The following is a 19,246-nucleotide window of genomic DNA, read 5'->3' on the forward strand; positions in this document are numbered from 1 at the left end:
TATGAGTTATTTAAATATTTTAAATTCAATAGAAAATAAATATGAATATGGATTAAGCGACAAACAATTTTTAAAAGATGCTGAAAAGACACTTCAATCAACTAAAATACTAAGTTTAATAAGCAAACTAAAAGTTAAAACTTTTGATGATGTAAACTTGATTAATCAAAACATAATGGCAGTAATTGAAATAATCACAACTAGTAAGTTAATAACAAAAGATATCGAAAATAAATATCTTAATTTACTTCAAGATAAAAAATATCGTTTTCCTTATTTAATGGCTTTACAACAACAATTATTAAACCCATATAAAGATAATTTTTACTTAGTCATAAACATACTACAAAAATATGATGAAGAATATAAAACAAACATTAGTAATTATAATATAGTTACTTTGTTAGTAGCCTATCTTTATAATAATAGCGAATATTTCATCGATAGTAATATCATCAACCATTTTTTAAAAGATATTGAAAGTGATTACTATTTAGATAGTGTACCGACAGCTCAAAATTATGAAATAATCAAAGAAATTTTAAATGATTTTAAGCAAACTAATCCTAAGTTAAATAATTTAGATAATTTGACTTTTATTTATCTTTTAAAGGAGAATTCAAATGGATAAACATTTTAAAGCAATAGACAGTTTATTTTTAAATAAATATCCTCAAGGAATAGATGATAAACAATTTTATAGTGATAATAAAAGACTACTAGTATCAAAAAAAATCATAAAATTAGTTAATGAGTTTAATCTAGAAGATTTAAAAATAAACGATAGAACTATGCAACAAAAAAACATTAATTTTATTATAAGAATAGTATCAATGACATCAGCAGTATCAGTATTTGAAAAAGTAGCATTAAAAAATTATTTAAGTGATAAAAGAACTTGGGATGAGTTTTTATCATCGCTATATAACTTTATAACAAATAATAATGAAGAAAACTTTAATTATTTTGTTCATATTTTAAGTTTAAAAAAGTTAGAAAAGAATTCTAATCCTGCTAAATGGCCAGTGATAACTTTTTTACTAAGAATATTTAATGCAGATACAGAGATATTTATTAAACCAACTACTATAAAAAAGATGTTGTATTTAATTGAAAGTGATGTTAAATATGTTAGTACTCCAAACTACCAAACATATATTGAAATAAAAAAAATAATACTCGATTACAAAAAACAATCTAAAGTAGTAAAAGATGCTAATAATATAATAGTACAAGGAATTATTCAGGCTGTTGTTAAAGGAGCATATACATTATGATAATTGATGCTTATGATATAAATGCATTAAATCATTTTAAAAGTGCAGATCCAATATTATACAATGCAATGATTGAAATAGGACCCCTGACAAGAGAAGGAATAGACGATGGTTTTAAAGCTTTAGTATTTCAAATCATTTCACAACAAATAAGTACAAAAGCAGCTTTGACAATAAAAAATCGTCTTCTAGATACAATAACAGACATTAGTCCTAAAAGTATTTTGGAATTAGATAAAGAAAGCTTACAAAAAATTGGTTTGACATATCGAAAATGTGATTATATATTTGCCCTTGCTTTGGCAACTCAAAATAATACAATTAACTTTGAACTAATGTCAAAAATGAGTAATGAAGAAATAATAAAAGTATTACTTCCACTCCCTGGAATAGGTATATGGACAGTTGAAATGTTCTTACTATTTACTTTAAATAGAAATGACATAATCTCTTATAATGATTTAATGATAAGAGTTGGAATGGAAAAACTCTATAATTATGACAAATTAGATAAAAAAACTTTTTTGAAACATCAAGAAATATATGGACAATATGCTACTATTGCATCAATATACTTATGGCATATATCAAAAAAATAAAAAAAGCTTTAATGCATTGATTATTTAATCATGCATTAAAGCTTTTTTAATTGGTAGAAAATGATAATAAAGATATATACTATTATTAATACTAATCTTTAAATCACATATAATACAATAAAACTACACTAAATCTAATTAGTGCAACAAAAAATTTCACACCTTTTTTTAGAATAAATATAGAATTATTTATGATATCAAAATGTTATTACTCTGAAATAAGGCTTTACTTATCGAGATAAGTACAAAAATGTTGTTTAAGTGTGCAAAAATGAATTTGACAAAAATAACACAATTATATATAATCTATCATGAGAAAGAGGGAGTTAATTATGAAAAAGAAAACGCATTTAATTATTGGTCTTTTTGCCGTTATTTTTGGCATTTTCATCAACGGATTTAGTGGAGTTCAAGTTTTAGCAGCAACAGATTTCGGAGATCAATTTATTACCAAAGCTGAATTACAGGATTCAAATGGGAATCCATCAAATTCATTTGGTCAATATGATACAATGAATGCTCATTACGAGTTTTCAATTCCAGATAATGTTCAGATAAAAGCAGGAGATAAGATGACTATTGATTTACCTAAAGAGTTAACATTATCTACAGATTTAAAATTTGAATTAACAGATGGTGCTGGTAATCCTATTGGGCATGCAACTGTAGATAAAACAACAGGAAAAGTTACAATTGTCTTTACAGACTATTATGAAACACATCCTGATAACAAAAATGGTTCATTTAATATTACTACTCAATGGAATCAAGAAAACATTGAAGTAGGTACAGATAATCCAATTGATTGGGGAACTGGTGGTAGCTCAAATATCCATATAGATGGTGGTGAAGGACCAAGTGTAGATGAAAAACTATATAAATGGGGATCAGTAGATGCTAATGATCCTTCAATTATTCATTGGGTTGTCAGAGTAAATTTTGCAAGTGAAGAAATTCAAGATGCTGTATATACTGATACATTAGGTCCAAATCAAACATTGATACCAGGTACTTATGCTGGCTACCATGTTGCATCTTGGAATTCTGATGGAACACCAAATGCTGGAGCATACTTAACACAAGGGCAGTTTACAACAATTAGTGATACAGAATTCTCTGTAGAATTAGGAAACTTAAAAGATTGTGTTTATATAACTTACGATGCTCAATCAACTGATGATGGCGCATCAAGTGAATATACAAATGCTGGTAAACTAGTTGGAACAGACTATGAAACTCAAGAAATAACAGTACATACACCAAGCACTGGTGGTAGTGGTTCTGGAAGTGGAAATAATCAAAGTGTTGTTTTAACAAAAAAAGATTCTGAAGACAATCAAAAATATTTAGCAGGAGCAATCTTTAAGTTGCTTGATGGTTCAGGAAAAGTTGTTAAAGATAATTTAGTAACAGATAGTTCAGGAAAACTAAAGGTGAACAATTTAGCTTCTGGTAATTATCAGTTCATAGAAACTGCAGCTCCAAAGGGATATGTATTAGATAAAACACCAATTGATTTTAAAATTGTTGATAATCAAGATGTAGCTGTAAAAGTAAGTATGGTTAATAAGAAAATTCAATTAGGTAGTGTAGTCTTAACTAAAATTGATAGTAAAACTAATAAAACTTTAGCTGGTGCAGAATTTAAGCTATTAGACAATGTTGGAAAAGTATTAAAAACTGACTTAGTAACTAATAAACATGGCAAATTGACTATTTCTGATTTAAAAGCAGGTAAATATCAACTAGTTGAAACTAAAGCACCTAAAGGTTATGTATTAGATGCAACGCCAGTTTCATTTGAAATTACAGCTAATCAAACAAGTGCTGTTCAAGTAAAAAAAGCTAATAAACCAAAAACTTCAACTGTTCATGTTGTTGATAAAAAGCAAGAAAAATTACCACAAACAAGTTTAGGAAATAACTTACTATTTAGTTTAATAGCCCTAGCTATTTCAAGTACTCTTTTAGGAAGTTCTTACTTATTAAAAAAGAATAAATAGATAATAAAGACAAAAAACAATTTAATATAAAACGATGAAAACACCTGTAATATATCATATAATACAGGTGTTTTTTAGCAAATATATCAATGTCTTCATTTCATTTGCCATTAATAGACTTATTAATCCAGATGCAATAGGGTATTAGATAGCTAAAATTATCATTTGTTTTAGGTAGTAGCAATATAAAAGGCTGTAATGCTTGATTAAATAATCAATGCGTTACAGCCTTTTTATTGTTTAAAAAAAGAAATTGTTTATTAATAATAATATTATAGCTAGTGTTATTATCAAATTAAAAACAAGTCTAATATCATAACTACTATTGTTGTAATGTTCGCTTTTTTCTTTTACTAATTTGTAATAAATACTACCAAAGCTAAATCCAATTATGTATAGTAAGATATCAGATAAATCAAATACACCTACTTTGAAAAAGAATTGAAATCCTTCAATAATAAAGGATAATAAAATAATGAAGATAAAGCCAAATTTTAAACCTAATCGGTGATAAAAATAACCAATTGGTATAAACATAATAATATTACCAACCAATAAGGTGAATTGAATCATAGATGGGTGGTAAAAAAATAAAGGTATAAAATCTAATGTAGAAGAATCTATTACATCATTATTTTTGAAAAATAATAGATATAGAAGAACTGCAAGATAAGAAGCAAATATAAATAGAACCTCTAAGATATTAAGTTGATATTTTTTAATATATAATTTATAGCAAATATCTAAGTAGAAGAATACAAGTATACTAGATATTATATTGAATACAACAACAGGTAAGTTAGTTAAAACAACTAATTTAGAAGAAAAAAAGAATAGATATATTAAAGTTAATATAAATATAATTAAATATGATTTTTGTGTTTTACTCATTTACTTAACTCCTTTCGCTTAATGTATTATATCATAAAAAGAAAAATAGTTGTGAGCATATTAGAAATAATAGTTGTTAAAAATAAATAGACTAATAATATTTATAGTAAATAAAAAGTAGACTATTCCATGTGAATATGGCTTGAATATTAGTGCTAATCTTATTTAGATAATGTATAATAAAAATTGTTTAAAAGGGAGTGATTAAAGTGAAAATTGCATATTTATTAGACAGTTCAAGCTCCTTGAAAAAAGATAATGAACTTAAATCAATGTCTAATGTATATTATTTACCATTAAGTATAATGATTGATGGACAAGAACACCATGATTTAGATTGTCAAAATGGAAATAATGAATTAGATGAAAAAATAAAAACTGCTAAAAATATAAGTACATCTCAACCAACATTTCAAACAATTCAGAATGTACTTGAAAAAATAAAAGAAGATGGCTATGATGTTTTAGTTAGCTCATTATTAGGTAGTGGTCTTTCAAACACTCAAAATTTAGTTTATAGCATTGCTTTAGAAATGAAACTTACAATTGTACAGCTTGATTGTAAGGGAATAGGACCAATGTCTAGAGCTGCTATTAGAAAATTTAGATCTGAAACAGCAAAAGGATTATCATTAGTTCAGGCACAAACAAATGTGCAGCATATGTTAGATGTATCCAATTGTTATGGTGTAATTGCTGATGTTGCAACTTTGCGTAAATCAGGAAGGATATCTAGAACAAATGCTTTAATAAAATCTTTAATGGATGTTAAACAAGTTGTAATGTGTGATAAGAATTGTTGTGGAAGAATTAAAGGAATTGCTAGTATTAGAACTAATTCAAAAGCTATTGATAGAATGGTTGAAGAAGCATTTAAAAATATAGTTTCTAAAGAATACACTTTTTGGATTGGACATTATAAGGCAGAGGACTTAATAGAAGCAACAGTTGCTGCTATTAAGAAAAGAGATATAAATGCCAAAATTGAAATATTAGAACTAACAGATACTGTAGGAGTCCACACAGGACCACACTGCATCTCATTAATGACTGTAAGAAATTAGCTAGAATGGTACCTCTGTGTACCATTTATTAGCGTAAAAATATAATTAGAAAGAGATTGGTATTAATGGAAATAGGTAAGAAAATTAAAAGTCTGAGGTTGAAAAATGGACTTACATTAGAAGAATTAGCAAATAGAACTGAGTTATCTAAAGGATTCTTATCTCAACTTGAAAGAGATAAGACAACAACTTCAATTCAAACTTTATTAGATATATTAGATGTCTTAGGAACAAGTGCTAAAGACTTCTTTGATGATGATAAAAAAAATGCTAAAATAGTATTTGAAGAAAATGATTGTTTTGAACAATTAGAAGATAGTTTCTCTATTAATTATTTAGTTCCTAATGCCCAAAAAAATGATATGGAACCAATACTCTTAACATTATATTCAAAACAAAAAAGTAATATTATACAACCTTTTGAAGGACAGGTCTTTGGCTATGTACTTCAAGGTAGCGCCTTTTTAATATATGGGGATAAGAGTTTTAAACTATCAAAAGGAAACAGTTTCTATTTAGATGGTGATAAAGATCATTATATAGAAAATAAGAGCCTGCATGATTTTAAATTATTGTGGATAGCTACACCACCGATATTTTAGAAAGGAAGAAAAATAAATGATAAATATACTAACTAATAATGTATGGGATCAAGTAAATGATTCTCTTTCAGTAATAGGAGAATATATAAGTAATAATCAATTTCTACTATCAGTAGTTGTTGCGATAATAGCCTTAATAATTTCACGCTTTTTTCAAAAAATGGTTTACAATACTGTTATTTTCTTTTCTTCTGATAAATCAAGAAGTAAAACAAATAAACTATTAAGAAGTTATTGTAATTTATTAGCAACAATTTTAAAATATATCGTATATGCCTTTACCTTCTTTGTTATACTAACAATATACAAAGTACCAATTATTACAATGTTAACATCAGCAGGGTTTATTGGAGTTATGATTACATATATATTCCAAAGTCTTATTCAAGATGTTACTAATGGCTTTTTTATTGTTTTTGAATCACCATTTGGTGTAGGAGATAGAATAAAAGTTAATGATTATGTAGGTAAAGTTGTAGAAATTAAATCAAGATATGTAGTATTAATCGATGCTCAAGACAATAAATATATTATTAATAATCGTAGTATTGATAGTGTAGTAATATTAAGTAAAAAAATTGAATTTGTAAGGTAGGTAAAATTATGGAATACAACTTAAATGATATAATAGAATTAAAAAAAGATCATCCATGTAAAAAATCAAAACAATGGAAAATTGTAAGAATGGGTGCAGATATAAAAATAGAATGCTTAGGTTGCAATGCAGTTATAATGTTACCAAGAGAAAAGTTTAATAAAAGACTTAAAAAGGTAATTAAACAAGATGAGCAATAAAAAAGTTAGTGATTTAGTAAATGAGTTAGAATCAACTTATGCATACAAACCAAGTCAAGATAGAATTATTCAACTTCCAGAAGTTAATAGGGTAGGATTAGAACTTGTGGGGTTTAGAGATTATGCACAACACAAAAGAATAATGATAATTGGAAATAAGGAAATAGCTTTTTTAAAAACAATGGAAAAACAGGCTATAACTGAAGCATTTCAATTTTTATTGACTGAACAAACACCATGTATTATAGTTACAAGAGGAAATACTATTCCAGATGAAGTAAAAGAAGTTGCTACAAAAAAAGAAGTTAGTATAATTAATTGGAATGGATCTACATCTAGGTTACTATTAAGATTATTTGATATTTTAGATGAATGGTTTGCTCCTTCTCAACTTATATATGGAACTTTAATGTCAATATATGGTATTGGAGTTCTTATAAAGGGTCCTAGTGGAATTGGAAAAAGTGAAATAGCTTTAGAACTGATGAAAAAAGGACATACTTTAGTTAGTGATGATAGTGTTCAAGTTAAACTTTATGATAATACATTAGTAGGAAGTGCTCCTCCATTAATTCAAAATATGATTGAAATTAGAGGGGTCGGAATACTTGATGTAACACAACTGTTTGGACATAGAATTATAACAGAACAAGCTGATATAGATTTTATTGTGGAATTAAGTAAGTGGGATAAGGATCTTAAATATGAACGAGTTGGAACTACAAGGAATATAGAAACAATACTTGGAGTTGATATTGTAAAAATTACTTTACCTGTTTCAGAAGGTAGAAGCATGTCTGAGGTAATAGAGGTAAGTGTAATAAATTTCAAATTACAAGAAAAAGGTATAAACTCTGCAGAATTATTTGCAGCTAGAATAGAAAACCAACTTAAGGAGAAAAAGTAAATGTTTACATCAAAAGAAGTTATACTAGGGCCAATAAATATTTCATATTATGCAATATGCATTCTTGTAGGAGCATTTTTAGCCTTTTACTTATCAAGAAGAGAATGGAAATTAAAGGGTTATAATACTAGTGAATTACAAGACTTCTTTATAAATGTATTACTTATAGGAGTAATAGGAGCTAGATTGTGGTATGTGTTGTTCTCATTACCATACTACATAAGCAATCCTTCAGAAATAATAGCTGTGTGGAATGGTGGGCTTGCTATACAAGGTGGAGTAATAGCAGGTATAGCATATGGATACTACTACTTTACTAAAAGAGGATATGATTTTTGGGATGCAGCAGATTCAACTCTGCCATATATGTTAATAGCACAAGCCTTTGGTAGATGGGGAAATTTCTTTAATCAAGAAGCATTTGGACAACAAGTATCATATCAACATTTAAAAGATATGTTTATTCCTGAATTTATAATTAATAAAATGTTCATAGATGGAGCATATAGACAACCAACTTTTTTATACGAATCAATATTTTGTATAGTTATCTTTTTAATTATAATGTTAATTGTAAAAAAAGTACCTTTAAAAATAGGTCAAAGTGCATTATTATACCTAATTTTTTATTCATTTGGTAGAATAATAATAGAAGGAATGAGAAGTGATTCATTAATGTTTTTTGGAATAAAAACAGCTCAATTATTATCATTGCTAGTTATTATAGTAGGAGTTTATTTATTTTATAGATTTGATAAAACGCATAAGCAAAATAAGTTACAAAAGTTAAGGATGATTGAAAATGGAAAATAAAGAAATATATGATTTAATAATAGTAGGTAGTGGACCAGCGGGATTAACAGCTGCAGTTTATGGAAGAAGAGCTAATTTAGATATATTAATGCTTGAAGCTAATGCACCAGGTGGTAAAATGGTCAAAACAGCTGAAATAGAAAACTGGCCTGGAATTAAAAGTACAAGTGGTCCAGAGCTTGCCTTTCAAATGTTTGAACATGCAATGGATTTAGGGACTAAGTTACAAACAGGAATGGTAAATAGAATAAGTAATGATAAAGTTAAAGAAATAACAATGCATGATGGTAAAAAATACTATGCAAAAGCAGTTTTGATAGCAACAGGTACTGTTGAAAGAAAATTAGGTGTACCTGGAGAAGAAAAATTCACCAACCGTGGAGTAAGTTACTGTGCAGTTTGTGATGGTGCATTATTTAAAAATAAAGTAGTAACAATTGTTGGTGGTGGAAACTCGGCCTTAGAAGAAGCTATATATTTAACAAAGTTTGCATCAAAAGTAAACATAATAATTAGAAGAGATGTCTTTAGAGCAGATGCTTCTGTTATAGATGAAGTAAAAGCTAATCCAAAAATAAATATTATAACAAAAAATATACCAGTAGAAATAATTGGAGATAATTCAGTAAATGCAATAATTATTGAAAATGTTGATACAAAAGAAAAAACGACAGTTGAGACTGATGGAATTTTCCCATTTATTGGACTAGATCCAATGACATCATTTTTATCTGAATTAAAAATAACTACTGATGCTGGATATATAATTACAAATAATAAAATGGAAACAACTACTGCTGGTATTTATGCAGCTGGAGATGTTATAGAAAAAGACCTAAGACAAGTTGTTACTGCAGCAAATGATGGAGCTATTGCAGCCCAAAATGTAATTAAGTATTTAGATCATTATGATAAATAGACTATAAACTAAAAGAGTAATTAAATATTATTCTTTTTTTTTGAATAATAGGAATAATTCAATTATTTATTAATAATAATATATAGCAATAAATCTGAATAATAATTTAGATTTCGAAATTTAAAGTGCCAAAACTGAATATAAACCAAAGATTAGCTGAAGAAATGAAGTTAATGTTAAATACTTTGCTATAATCAAAATAAGGGAGTGGTAGTATGTTGAATATAGCATGTTTAACATATGAGAAAAGAGCAATAATAGATTTTAAACCTCTAGAGCTTATTATTCATTACTTTGACAATATCGAAAAAATACCTATTAATCAATATGAATGTATAATTGCACTAGAGACAAATAAACTATTATCTTTTTCTGATATGAATAACTTATTAAAATTTCAAAACTCACACATCATAATAGTAAGTAAACATGATTATAGTAGAGGTGAAAAAAAACGATTAAGTGAAACAGGTATAAAAAATGTTATAAATATTGAAGATTTTAAGAATTATGGAGAAATTATAGTTAAAAAATGCTGCACAGATCATAAAGTAAACAGAATTAATTTTAAAGGAATATCAATAAATAAAATTTCAAGAGAAATAACAGTAGATAAACAAGAAATATCTTTAACCGAAACAGAGTTTCGGTTACTAAAATTATTTATAGTTAATATTGATGAACCACTTAAAAAAAATGATATTTACAATGTAATCTGGGGTGTAGGTGAAAACAGCTTAAGAAGTCATGATTTTCGTACCTTAGAAACACATATAAAAAATTTAAGAAAAAAAATTACTCCATATAATAAAAACTTGACTACTATTTGGGGGTTTGGATATTCTTTAAATAGTAAAACAAAATAAAAAAACTAGAGTTTGATATGATACTCTAAAGTAGAAAGTGAAATATAAAACACTTAATACTTTAAAGGTAACACTTCAATTAAACCTAGTTTTTTTTCCTGATTTGACAATAAGCTAATAGTGTCCTACAATAATAGTACACTATTCTAGGGGGAATTATAATGCTTAAAGTAGAAAATCTTTCTTTTTTGTATGATCGAAAAATAGTACTTGATTATATAGATATAGAATTTATACCGAAACATATATATGGGCTAATTGGTGAAAATGGAGCAGGAAAATCCACATTGCTGAAGTGTCTTGGAAATACATTAGAGCCAAATAATGGAGTAATAACTTATAAAGGGAATCAAATCAAAGATAATTTTGACTATCTAAAAACACTAGTATTTCTAGATGAAATAGATTACTTTGAAGGCTTTAATTTAAAGATACTAATAAAATATATTGCAAAATCAAAAGAAATGAGTATAGATACGCAAAAATATCTTAAACTTATTGAAATATTTAATATTAATGATAAAAAGCCAATCATATCATTTTCAAAAGGAATGAAAAAAATTGTTTTTCTAATTATTGTTTTATGCTTAGAGTTTAAAATAATAATTTTAGATGAATACTTAGATGGTATAGATATGATAAATAGAAATACTATAAAAAAGCTTTTTCTAGAATACATTCAAGAGCATGAAGCAATAATAATTTTAGCTTCTCATTCAGCTACTGATATAAAAGATATCTGTGATCAAATAATATTAATGGATGATGCAATAGTTAAAAGAAATACTAGCATTGATAAATTGGGAATGCTTTATTTATCATATCAATTAGTTTTAAAAAATAATTTGAATATTGATGATTTAAAGCTGTTAGGATTAGACATAAGACGCTATACTTCATTTGAAAATATTAGATGGATAAGTGTTCCTAATAATGAAAAACAAATTAAAATTCTAAGTGATATGGATTTATTAGATTTAAAACAACTGAAAACAAGTATAGAGGAGGTAATTTTTAATGAATTCAGCAACTAGAATACATTTCCTTCGTTCATTCTTAATTTCAATTGCAACTTTAATAATAGCTTTTTATTTAAATAGCGTTTATGAATTAACATATAATTTTGTATCATTTTTAATGGCATTAAGTAATGGCTTATTAGTCTTGTATTTTTATAATTATTTATATAATAACAAAAAAAGCATAATGGAAATGCAAAAACCAATTTCAATTATTAATATATTCTATATTCCAATAATAATGTTATTAGTACAATCCTTAATATTTGATATGTTCTATTCACAACAATACTCTGAAAGTACAATGTTTGTGAGTTATATAAAATATCTTGCACCTTGTATAGGATTAATGTGGATGTCAAGTTCAAGATCAATAATAAAAATAATTATAAGTTATTTAGTTGGTAGCTTATTTGTATTTACAATTTTACTTGGATTTGATGGAGTAATGAACAATTTAAATATAGTTTATTTAAAAAGTACCCATCCATTTTCAATACTAATTACTTTATTATTAATATTCATTACATTGATACTTTCTTATAAAACTTTTATGATTCATCGAAAAGAACATAATCATAATAAATTAGCAACTTATTATTATCTTGAAATGCTTGTTTTTATTATAATATGCTTTCAAAAATTATTTATTGTAAAATTACCATATTCTACATTCTTTTCAACAATAAGAATTTCTAATTATCAAATTATCTGGGGTAATTACTTTATAGCTATTGTTTCATTGATTGCCTTTGTATATGTTTTCTACAAAACATTAAACAAGAAAATATTAGCCTTATATTTACTACCAGTATTTTTAGTTTCAACGATATATATGGTTGGTGATAGATTGCTTGACAAAAGTAAGGTTAACTGTGAAATAATAGCACAGCTCAACAGTAGCGTTGTTTCTGATCAGGTTAAACAAACAATACATTATAATAATGTGCCTTTAATTGGGTTTAATTCTACAGAATATGAGACATTCACAGCAAAATATGATAAGAATATTAAAAGATGTATGAGTGCTCCTGTAGGCCAGTATGATAGTCAAATTAATGAAGGATATATTAAAGACAATAATTATCAAACAGTAATTATGAATGGAATTATGTATCTAGTAGATAGTAATATAAAATTACAAGATTTGTATAGTTTAAGCACTGATGTAAACCAAATAGTTATTTACAATGCAATAACAGCAGATAGATCAGAATCATTTACATATATCCCAGAAAATATTGATGAAGAAAAGTATAGTAAAATTATTACTGAAATTAATAAAATATCAACAAAAGAAAACATCAAAATATACATTATACGAAATGAAAAATTTGTTAATTTGTTAGAAGATAATATTAATACAAAAAAAATAGTAGCGGATGATGAATACTCATCAGACATTGATTATGATAAAAATCTTATAGTTTATAATTATATTGTAGATGTAAATGATCCAAAATTTAACGATAAGACTTTGGATTATCAAGTAGGTACTGTTTTCAATCTACCATCTGATGTTTATAATCAAATGAAAAAAATGATGAAATAAGGAGAAATATATGCTAGAAATTAAAAATTATAACTTTGTATATGATGAAAAAACAATATACAAGAATGCAAATTTAGTCCTTAAAAATAAACATATTTATGGATTAATTGGTCCTAATGGATCAGGGAAAACAACACTTTTACAATCATTAGTAGCTGCAAACTTTCCTAATAGTGGAGAAATTATCTATGACAATATTTCAATTTATGAAAACTTATATTATCAAAGACATAGCTCTTATTTGAGTGATGAATTTGTTATAACTAATAAATCAGCTAGAAAATTAGTAAATTACTACAGTAAAGTTTTATCAAAATCAATTAATTGGAATATCTTTGATAGTCTAATGGAAAAATTGCAAATAGACCCAGATGATTTAATAGCTAATCAATCAAAGGGAAAAAGAAAATCAGCAATGTTAATAGTTTCATTAGCATTAGAACCAAGATTTATTTATTTAGATGAGTATCTAGATGGTTTAGATGTAGTTAGAAGAAGTAAAATAAAAGAATTCTTAATAAACTATGTTTTTGAATATGAAGCAATTATTATAATATCATCACATACACTAGATGATATTAAAGATATTTGTGATAATTTAATATTTATTAATGATAATATTATTAATGCTCCTGAAGATATTGATACTGTAAGAAATAAATATGCAACATATCAAATAGTAAGTGATCAACCGCTAGATAGAGACTTTTTTATCAAAAAAGGGATCTTTGTAAAGCAGTTTAAAAAATTAGATAATATTGTTTGGATTGCAGTAAAAAATGATGATAATGTATTAGAAAAATTACAAGATATTACATTTAAAGATATAAGAAGAATAAACTCAACTTTTGAGGAGGTAGTATACTATGAACTTATTTCTTAGAAGATTATTAAACGATATAAAACTACCATTCTTTCTTGTAGTAGGATTACACATCCTAAGTATTGTCTTATTATTATCAAGTTCTTCATACTTTATAAATGACTTTCAACAAATAACTATTGATTCATATATCTTTATTTCAGCAATAGTGCTAATATTAGTATCATTTATTTCATTTTCAGCTAGTATAATACCAAAACGAAGATATCAAAGCTTGCTGTGGCCATTAAGTAAAAGATTACAATTCTTTTTGCCATTAGTCTCTTATTATATCTTTTTTGCAGTATTAGATTTATTATTGCTTTGTGCGGTTGCTTATACTGATGCAATTGCTCAAAGTGTTATGGAGGAATCTTTTCTTTCATTTTCTATATCTGTAATCTTAGCTAAATATGTAATAAGCACTTATATATTTATGTTATTTCATATTTCATATGATTTAAAAAGCTCAATAGTTTTAATAATAGGTAGTGTCCTTTCATTCAATTATTATTCATTAATGGTATCAGGTCCAATAAGTTTACTAATATTATCTGTAATATTTATTTTAATTAGTATATTCTTTGAAGTAATGAGATATAAATGGCACTGGCAAAGAACAACAAAATTTTTATGTTATTTGTTTTTAATGTTTTTACTTACAAATATTGGAAATCAATCATTTTTAGGAACATTTTTATATTCTGATAAAATGCAATTAACAAGTTTAGATTATATATTAAGTATAGTATTTATAATAACTAGCATAATTATAGTATATTCTATAAATGAATATAAATTTAAACCTGTAAGTACTGTAATATTTGTAATTTTACCAATAATTGCATCATCAACTTTATATTATTTGTACAGATCACCAGTGATTACACAAGAATATAATAATGATTTAGTAATTAAAGATGTCCAAAAAGATAGTGATACCTATACAATTAGGACAGATTCTAATATAGTGATGTTTGATAAGGTTGATAAAGATACAAGAAAGAATATTATTAAATCTATAAAAAGTAATAGTCAGGTTGTAGCATTATCACTTGCAGATTCAACAATTCCAGATAATGGTATGATTTATGTTATGAACAACTTTACCAATCATAAAACCTATGAAATAAAGAAACAAGATTTTATCAATATTCTACTAGAAAATGGGTTTTATCAATTTAATATGTATGAATTGATAGATTATCAAACAGAAGATACAAATGTTTACAAAGTATTAAAAAAACAAAAATTAAATAATAATGTCTCTCATGAAAATTTTATAAATGTAATTAAAGAAAAATATAAAAAAAATGAAATGAAATATATCTACAAAGTATTAGAGAGTGACAGTGTATTTAATAATATTAGTAAGGATGTTAAAACAAAGAATGCTAATCAAGAAAGTGATGATCAAACTAACATTGACTACTTAGAAGGGTTGTATAATGAAAACATGTATATTATTTATGATGTAAAAAACTACACCATTAATAATAATGCTTTAAGTGATGTCTTAAATGTAGTGAAAAAGGAGGCAAAATAAAGTGTTCAACTTAAATTTGTATAACAATAGTCCAGTATACTTAGATATTGTTAATAATATCATTCAATTAATCATGAATGGTACATTCAAAGGGAATGAAAAACTTCCTTCGATAAGAAATCTATCGCAAATTTTAGGAATCAATCATAATACTGTACAGAAAGCTTATGTTGAACTAGAAAATAGAGGGTATATTTATTCATTAGTAGGTAAAGGAATGTTTGTACAAGATAACTTAGATGATTTAATTTTAAATGAAACAAATAATTTACTTAAGGAAATGAAAAACTATATCTTAAAACTAAAATTAACAGGAATAAGTAAAAAAGATTTAGAAAAAATAATACAAGAAGTATACTAAAACAAGGAGGAATATTATGTTTATAAAAGAAGCAATACAACACTATAAATATTTACATCAATTTCCCGAATTATCTAATAATGAAATCGAAACAACAAAATATATTTTAAAAGAACTAGAAACTATACCTAATATTAGTATAGAAAAAGTAGACAATAATGCATTAATAGTTACTTTAAATCCTAATAAAAAACTTACTGTAGCTTTTCGAGCAGATACTGATGCCTTAGAAATTGAAGAGAATACACAACTGCCATACTCATCTAAAAATGAAGGAGTTATGCATGCTTGTGGTCATGATTTTCACACTGCTAATTTAATAGTATTTATTAAGTATTTAGCACAACAAACAATTAATTATACAGCAAAGTTTATTTTTCAACCTAATGAAGAAACAACACCAGGGGGTTCAGTTAAAATCATACAATCAAAACTTGTAGATGATGTTGATCACTTTATTTCTTTACATGTAGAACCAACCTATAAAGTAGGTCAGGTTTTAATAAAAAAAGGTGATTTTTATGCTTCTACTGATGACTTTTCAATTAACTTAAAGGGAGTAGGAGCTCATATTTGTACTCCAGATTTAGGAATAGATTCTTTACCACCAGCATTAAATATTGCAACATACATGCCAAGTACAATTTTAAAAAGGTTAAATCCTTTAAAACTACCATTAATTGCAATATCATCATTTACATACGGTGCTAATACTCATAATGTTATTCATGAAAGTGCAAATATTAAAGGTAGTATTAGAGCTCATGATCAAGAAATAAGAGCTAATTCTCGAGCTTATTTAGAGCAATATGTAGAAAGTATAGCATCTACATACCAAGTATCTTCAAAAGTTGAATGGCAAATTGGAGAACCACCTTTACATAATGATGAAACACTAAGTGAAGATATAGTTAACTACATTAATAATACTCAAGACAAATTAAAAATTGAATATATTTTAGACCTTAATTATGGAGGAGAAGATTTTTCTAATTATGCAGTATTAAAACCTTCAGCATACTTTATTATTGGAACTCATACAGAAAACAACTATTATGATTTACATAGTGATGGCGTTATTATTAATTTAGAAGCTTTCAATTATTCACTTGAATTATTTAAACAAATATCAAATTATTTCAATCAAAAAGCACCTCAATAGGTGCTTTTGTTTTTAATCTAAATGTAATGTTGACATGTGAATTGAACAAGTAGTTTCAGTTACATCTAGTAAATGATCTATTCGATGATTATCACCATAAATTTCAACACTATCTTCAATGTTTACTTTCTTATCTACTAATAATATAGTATGAGACATTGAAATAGTTAATATTTTATATTTTGTATTATTTATTGTAACAGGTAATAAAGAGCGTAGTTTACTCAAGCCATCACCATATCCAATATCAATAATTGCAATAATACAATCCTTTGTTAACTTATTATCTAAACCATAACCTACATATTCATTAGCTTTCACACTTTTTAATGAAATAACTTTTGCAAAAAGGTATATAGATGGTTTTAAATTTTGATCAAAAGTTGTCGGACTGTAGCCATAAACAATAATGCCTACCCTGGCAAAATTACATATTTTTAATGAATCATCTTTTAGCATCAAGGCAGCACTGTTTTCACTATGAATATATTTTAGTTGTTTTTTACTAATTATCTTCTTGAATATATTGGTAAAAACTTCGACTTGTTGATAATGAAGAGTTAAATCAGCCATATCAGCAAGTGGAAAATGAGTAAATAGACCTTCAATATTACTATTACTTTCAATTAACTCATTTATTTGATTTATGTCATTAATTCCAAAGCGATTCATTCCAAAATTTACTTTTAAATGTAGTTTTAGATCTTTAATTACATCCTTATACTTTAGATACCATTCATAAGATGTAATACTTAAGGCAATTTCATAATCTTTAGCTAATATTATTTCAGCTTCATTAGTTGGATTCATTGCTAAAACATATGCATTTGGGCAACATTTCTTTATAATAATAGCTTCTTTAACCGTTGTTACTGCAAAATGAGTAAATCCTGCATTAGTAGTATGAACTACTAATTGTTTTAAATCAGTATTGTAACCATTATTCTTAACTACAAAAAATAATTTTTTATTATACTTATTAGTTAAATAATTTAAATTATTAACAATATTATTGTAATTTACAAAAATAATAAAACCTCCTATTTATTTGAATAATTTTTTAAATAATTATTTGGAGTACATCCTACATATTTTTTAAAGGTAGCACTCATATGTGATACCGAAGAAAAAGCTAATAAATCAGTAATTTCTTGATAAGTTTTTCTTTCAACAAGCATTATTTTAATCTTCTTAATTTTCATTTCCAAAATCCACTGTTTTGGTGAAACATCGTATGTTTCTTTTATTACTTTATATAACTTATTTTCACTTACACCAACGGCATATGCTAGGTTACTAATAATAGAATTACTAATGAAATCTTCATTTAATTTTGTTTCTATTTCACTTAGTAAAAAAATATTATTTCTTGATATTTCTCTTTTATTAATTTCAACACCTTTTGATAACTTCATTTCTCTAAAAATCATGCTTAATAAACAAAAGCCAATACCAGATTGTAAAAGTAGTTTCGATCCTTTTTCATCATTTGCTTCATTAATTGTTTTAATGAAACACTGTCTATAAAAAAGGTCATTAATATTAAAAATAAACTCTGTTTTAAATAATTGATCAATATTATAAATACTCTTTTTATCTAAAAAGTTTAAATCAAAATATTTTACATTATCATCGTATGAATCTATATCATAAACTGTGTTTGGTTTAATTACTACAGTTTGGTTTTCACTTATTTGATATGAAGTTCCTTCATAATGTAAAATCCCTTTAGTATCTTCAAAGTAACATATTCTAAAAAAATCATGATATTTTTTATCATCCATATATTCAAGAATACCAGCACCTTCATATAGGATATCAATATCTTTGTAATAATATGGACTAGTATTTTCAATTTTTGACATTATAATCACCTCAATTAAACTATAACATAATAAAAGTATGTTATAAAATCAAATTACTTTATAAATAATACAAGAATCGATATATTAGAGTAGAATTTATATATAAAGGTGATCAATTTTTATGTAAATAGTATTAAAATGAA

Annotated in this window: 21 protein-coding genes; 18 read left to right on the forward strand and 3 right to left on the reverse strand. The window is 25.6% G+C overall.

Annotated elements, in window-relative coordinates:
- The first annotated feature begins 1 nt into the window (after position 1).
- The 4 genes from ACD762_RS03040 to ACD762_RS03055 all read left to right on the forward strand — a co-directional run bounded on the left by ACD762_RS03040 (position 2) and on the right by ACD762_RS03055 (position 3,879).
- Positions 2-631 (forward strand): hypothetical protein, encoded by a 630-nt coding sequence (locus ACD762_RS03040; RefSeq protein ID WP_423364388.1) that lies wholly within the window; start codon positions 2-4, stop codon positions 629-631.
- Complete coding sequence (locus tag ACD762_RS03045; RefSeq protein WP_423364389.1) at positions 624-1,280, forward strand: hypothetical protein; 657 nt, start codon at positions 624-626, stop codon at positions 1,278-1,280. Before ACD762_RS03040 ends, ACD762_RS03045 begins: the two co-directional genes overlap by 8 nt.
- Complete coding sequence (locus ACD762_RS03050; protein WP_423364390.1) at positions 1,274-1,876, forward strand: DNA-3-methyladenine glycosylase family protein; 603 nt, start codon at positions 1,274-1,276, stop codon at positions 1,874-1,876. Before ACD762_RS03045 ends, ACD762_RS03050 begins: the two co-directional genes overlap by 7 nt.
- Positions 1,877-2,208: 332 nt before the next feature.
- On the forward strand, positions 2,209-3,879 hold the full coding sequence (locus tag ACD762_RS03055; RefSeq protein WP_423364391.1) for a SpaA isopeptide-forming pilin-related protein: 1,671 nt from the start codon (positions 2,209-2,211) through the stop codon (positions 3,877-3,879).
- Between the two features lie 240 nt (positions 3,880-4,119).
- Here ACD762_RS03055 and ACD762_RS03060 read toward each other — a convergent pair whose 3' ends face one another.
- The gene (locus ACD762_RS03060; protein WP_423364392.1) at positions 4,120-4,770 is read right to left on the reverse strand and encodes a VanZ family protein; all 651 of its coding nucleotides are present in this window, start codon (positions 4,768-4,770) and stop codon (positions 4,120-4,122) included.
- 209 nt (positions 4,771-4,979) lie between these two features.
- Here ACD762_RS03060 and ACD762_RS03065 point away from each other — a divergent pair, with 209 nt between their 5' ends.
- The 14 genes from ACD762_RS03065 (at position 4,980) to ACD762_RS03130 (ending at position 17,238) form a co-directional block, all read left to right on the forward strand.
- Positions 4,980-5,834, forward strand: coding sequence for a DegV family protein (locus ACD762_RS03065; RefSeq protein WP_423364393.1), 855 nt, complete (start codon positions 4,980-4,982; stop codon positions 5,832-5,834).
- A 65-nt stretch (positions 5,835-5,899) separates the two neighbouring features.
- Complete coding sequence (locus tag ACD762_RS03070; RefSeq protein ID WP_423364394.1) at positions 5,900-6,436, forward strand: helix-turn-helix domain-containing protein; 537 nt, start codon at positions 5,900-5,902, stop codon at positions 6,434-6,436.
- A 16-nt stretch (positions 6,437-6,452) separates the two neighbouring features.
- The gene (locus ACD762_RS03075; RefSeq protein WP_423364395.1) at positions 6,453-7,031 is read left to right on the forward strand and encodes a mechanosensitive ion channel family protein; all 579 of its coding nucleotides are present in this window, start codon (positions 6,453-6,455) and stop codon (positions 7,029-7,031) included.
- Between the two features lie 8 nt (positions 7,032-7,039).
- A complete protein-coding gene (locus tag ACD762_RS03080; protein ID WP_423364396.1) occupies positions 7,040-7,231 on the forward strand; it encodes a DUF951 domain-containing protein in 192 nt (63 codons plus the stop codon).
- Entirely contained in the window at positions 7,221-8,138 is a 918-nt protein-coding gene (hprK, locus tag ACD762_RS03085; protein ID WP_423364397.1) for an HPr(Ser) kinase/phosphatase, read from the forward strand. Before ACD762_RS03080 ends, hprK begins: the two co-directional genes overlap by 11 nt.
- Positions 8,139-8,951 (forward strand): prolipoprotein diacylglyceryl transferase, encoded by an 813-nt coding sequence (gene lgt, locus ACD762_RS03090; RefSeq protein WP_423364398.1) that lies wholly within the window; start codon positions 8,139-8,141, stop codon positions 8,949-8,951. It abuts the gene before it with no gap.
- Entirely contained in the window at positions 8,941-9,870 is a 930-nt protein-coding gene (gene trxB / locus ACD762_RS03095; RefSeq protein ID WP_423364399.1) for a thioredoxin-disulfide reductase, read from the forward strand. The genes lgt and trxB overlap by 11 nt, the downstream gene beginning before the upstream one ends.
- Positions 9,871-10,085: 215 nt before the next feature.
- A complete protein-coding gene (locus tag ACD762_RS03100) occupies positions 10,086-10,736 on the forward strand; it encodes a winged helix-turn-helix domain-containing protein (protein ID WP_423364400.1) in 651 nt (216 codons plus the stop codon).
- Between the two features lie 161 nt (positions 10,737-10,897).
- A complete protein-coding gene (locus ACD762_RS03105; RefSeq protein ID WP_423364401.1) occupies positions 10,898-11,770 on the forward strand; it encodes an ATP-binding cassette domain-containing protein in 873 nt (290 codons plus the stop codon).
- On the forward strand, positions 11,754-13,307 hold the full coding sequence (locus ACD762_RS03110; RefSeq protein ID WP_423364402.1) for a hypothetical protein: 1,554 nt from the start codon (positions 11,754-11,756) through the stop codon (positions 13,305-13,307). Before ACD762_RS03105 ends, ACD762_RS03110 begins: the two co-directional genes overlap by 17 nt.
- 10 nt (positions 13,308-13,317) lie before the next feature.
- On the forward strand, positions 13,318-14,190 hold the full coding sequence (locus tag ACD762_RS03115) for an ATP-binding cassette domain-containing protein (protein WP_423364403.1): 873 nt from the start codon (positions 13,318-13,320) through the stop codon (positions 14,188-14,190).
- A complete protein-coding gene (locus ACD762_RS03120) occupies positions 14,174-15,715 on the forward strand; it encodes a hypothetical protein (RefSeq protein ID WP_423364404.1) in 1,542 nt (513 codons plus the stop codon). Before ACD762_RS03115 ends, ACD762_RS03120 begins: the two co-directional genes overlap by 17 nt.
- 1 nt (position 15,716) lies before the next feature.
- Complete coding sequence (locus ACD762_RS03125) at positions 15,717-16,076, forward strand: GntR family transcriptional regulator (RefSeq protein ID WP_423364405.1); 360 nt, start codon at positions 15,717-15,719, stop codon at positions 16,074-16,076.
- Positions 16,077-16,092: 16 nt separating this feature from the next.
- Positions 16,093-17,238: an amidohydrolase gene (locus ACD762_RS03130; protein ID WP_423364406.1), complete on the forward strand. Its 1,146-nt coding sequence runs from the start codon at positions 16,093-16,095 to the stop codon at positions 17,236-17,238.
- 12 nt (positions 17,239-17,250) lie between these two features.
- Here the strand turns inward: ACD762_RS03130 and alr are convergent, their stop codons facing one another.
- Positions 17,251-18,282, reverse strand: a complete 1,032-nt coding sequence (gene alr / locus ACD762_RS03135) for an alanine racemase (protein WP_423364709.1) — start codon at positions 18,280-18,282, stop codon at positions 17,251-17,253.
- The gene (locus ACD762_RS03140; RefSeq protein WP_423364407.1) at positions 18,279-19,103 is read right to left on the reverse strand and encodes an AraC family transcriptional regulator; all 825 of its coding nucleotides are present in this window, start codon (positions 19,101-19,103) and stop codon (positions 18,279-18,281) included. The genes alr and ACD762_RS03140 overlap by 4 nt, the downstream gene beginning before the upstream one ends.
- Positions 19,104-19,246 lie beyond the last annotated feature (143 nt).

The organism is Mycoplasma sp. P36-A1, assembly GCF_049478495.1.
GTDB lineage: Bacteria > Bacillota_I > Bacilli_A > JAJDGJ01 > JAJDGJ01 > P36-A1.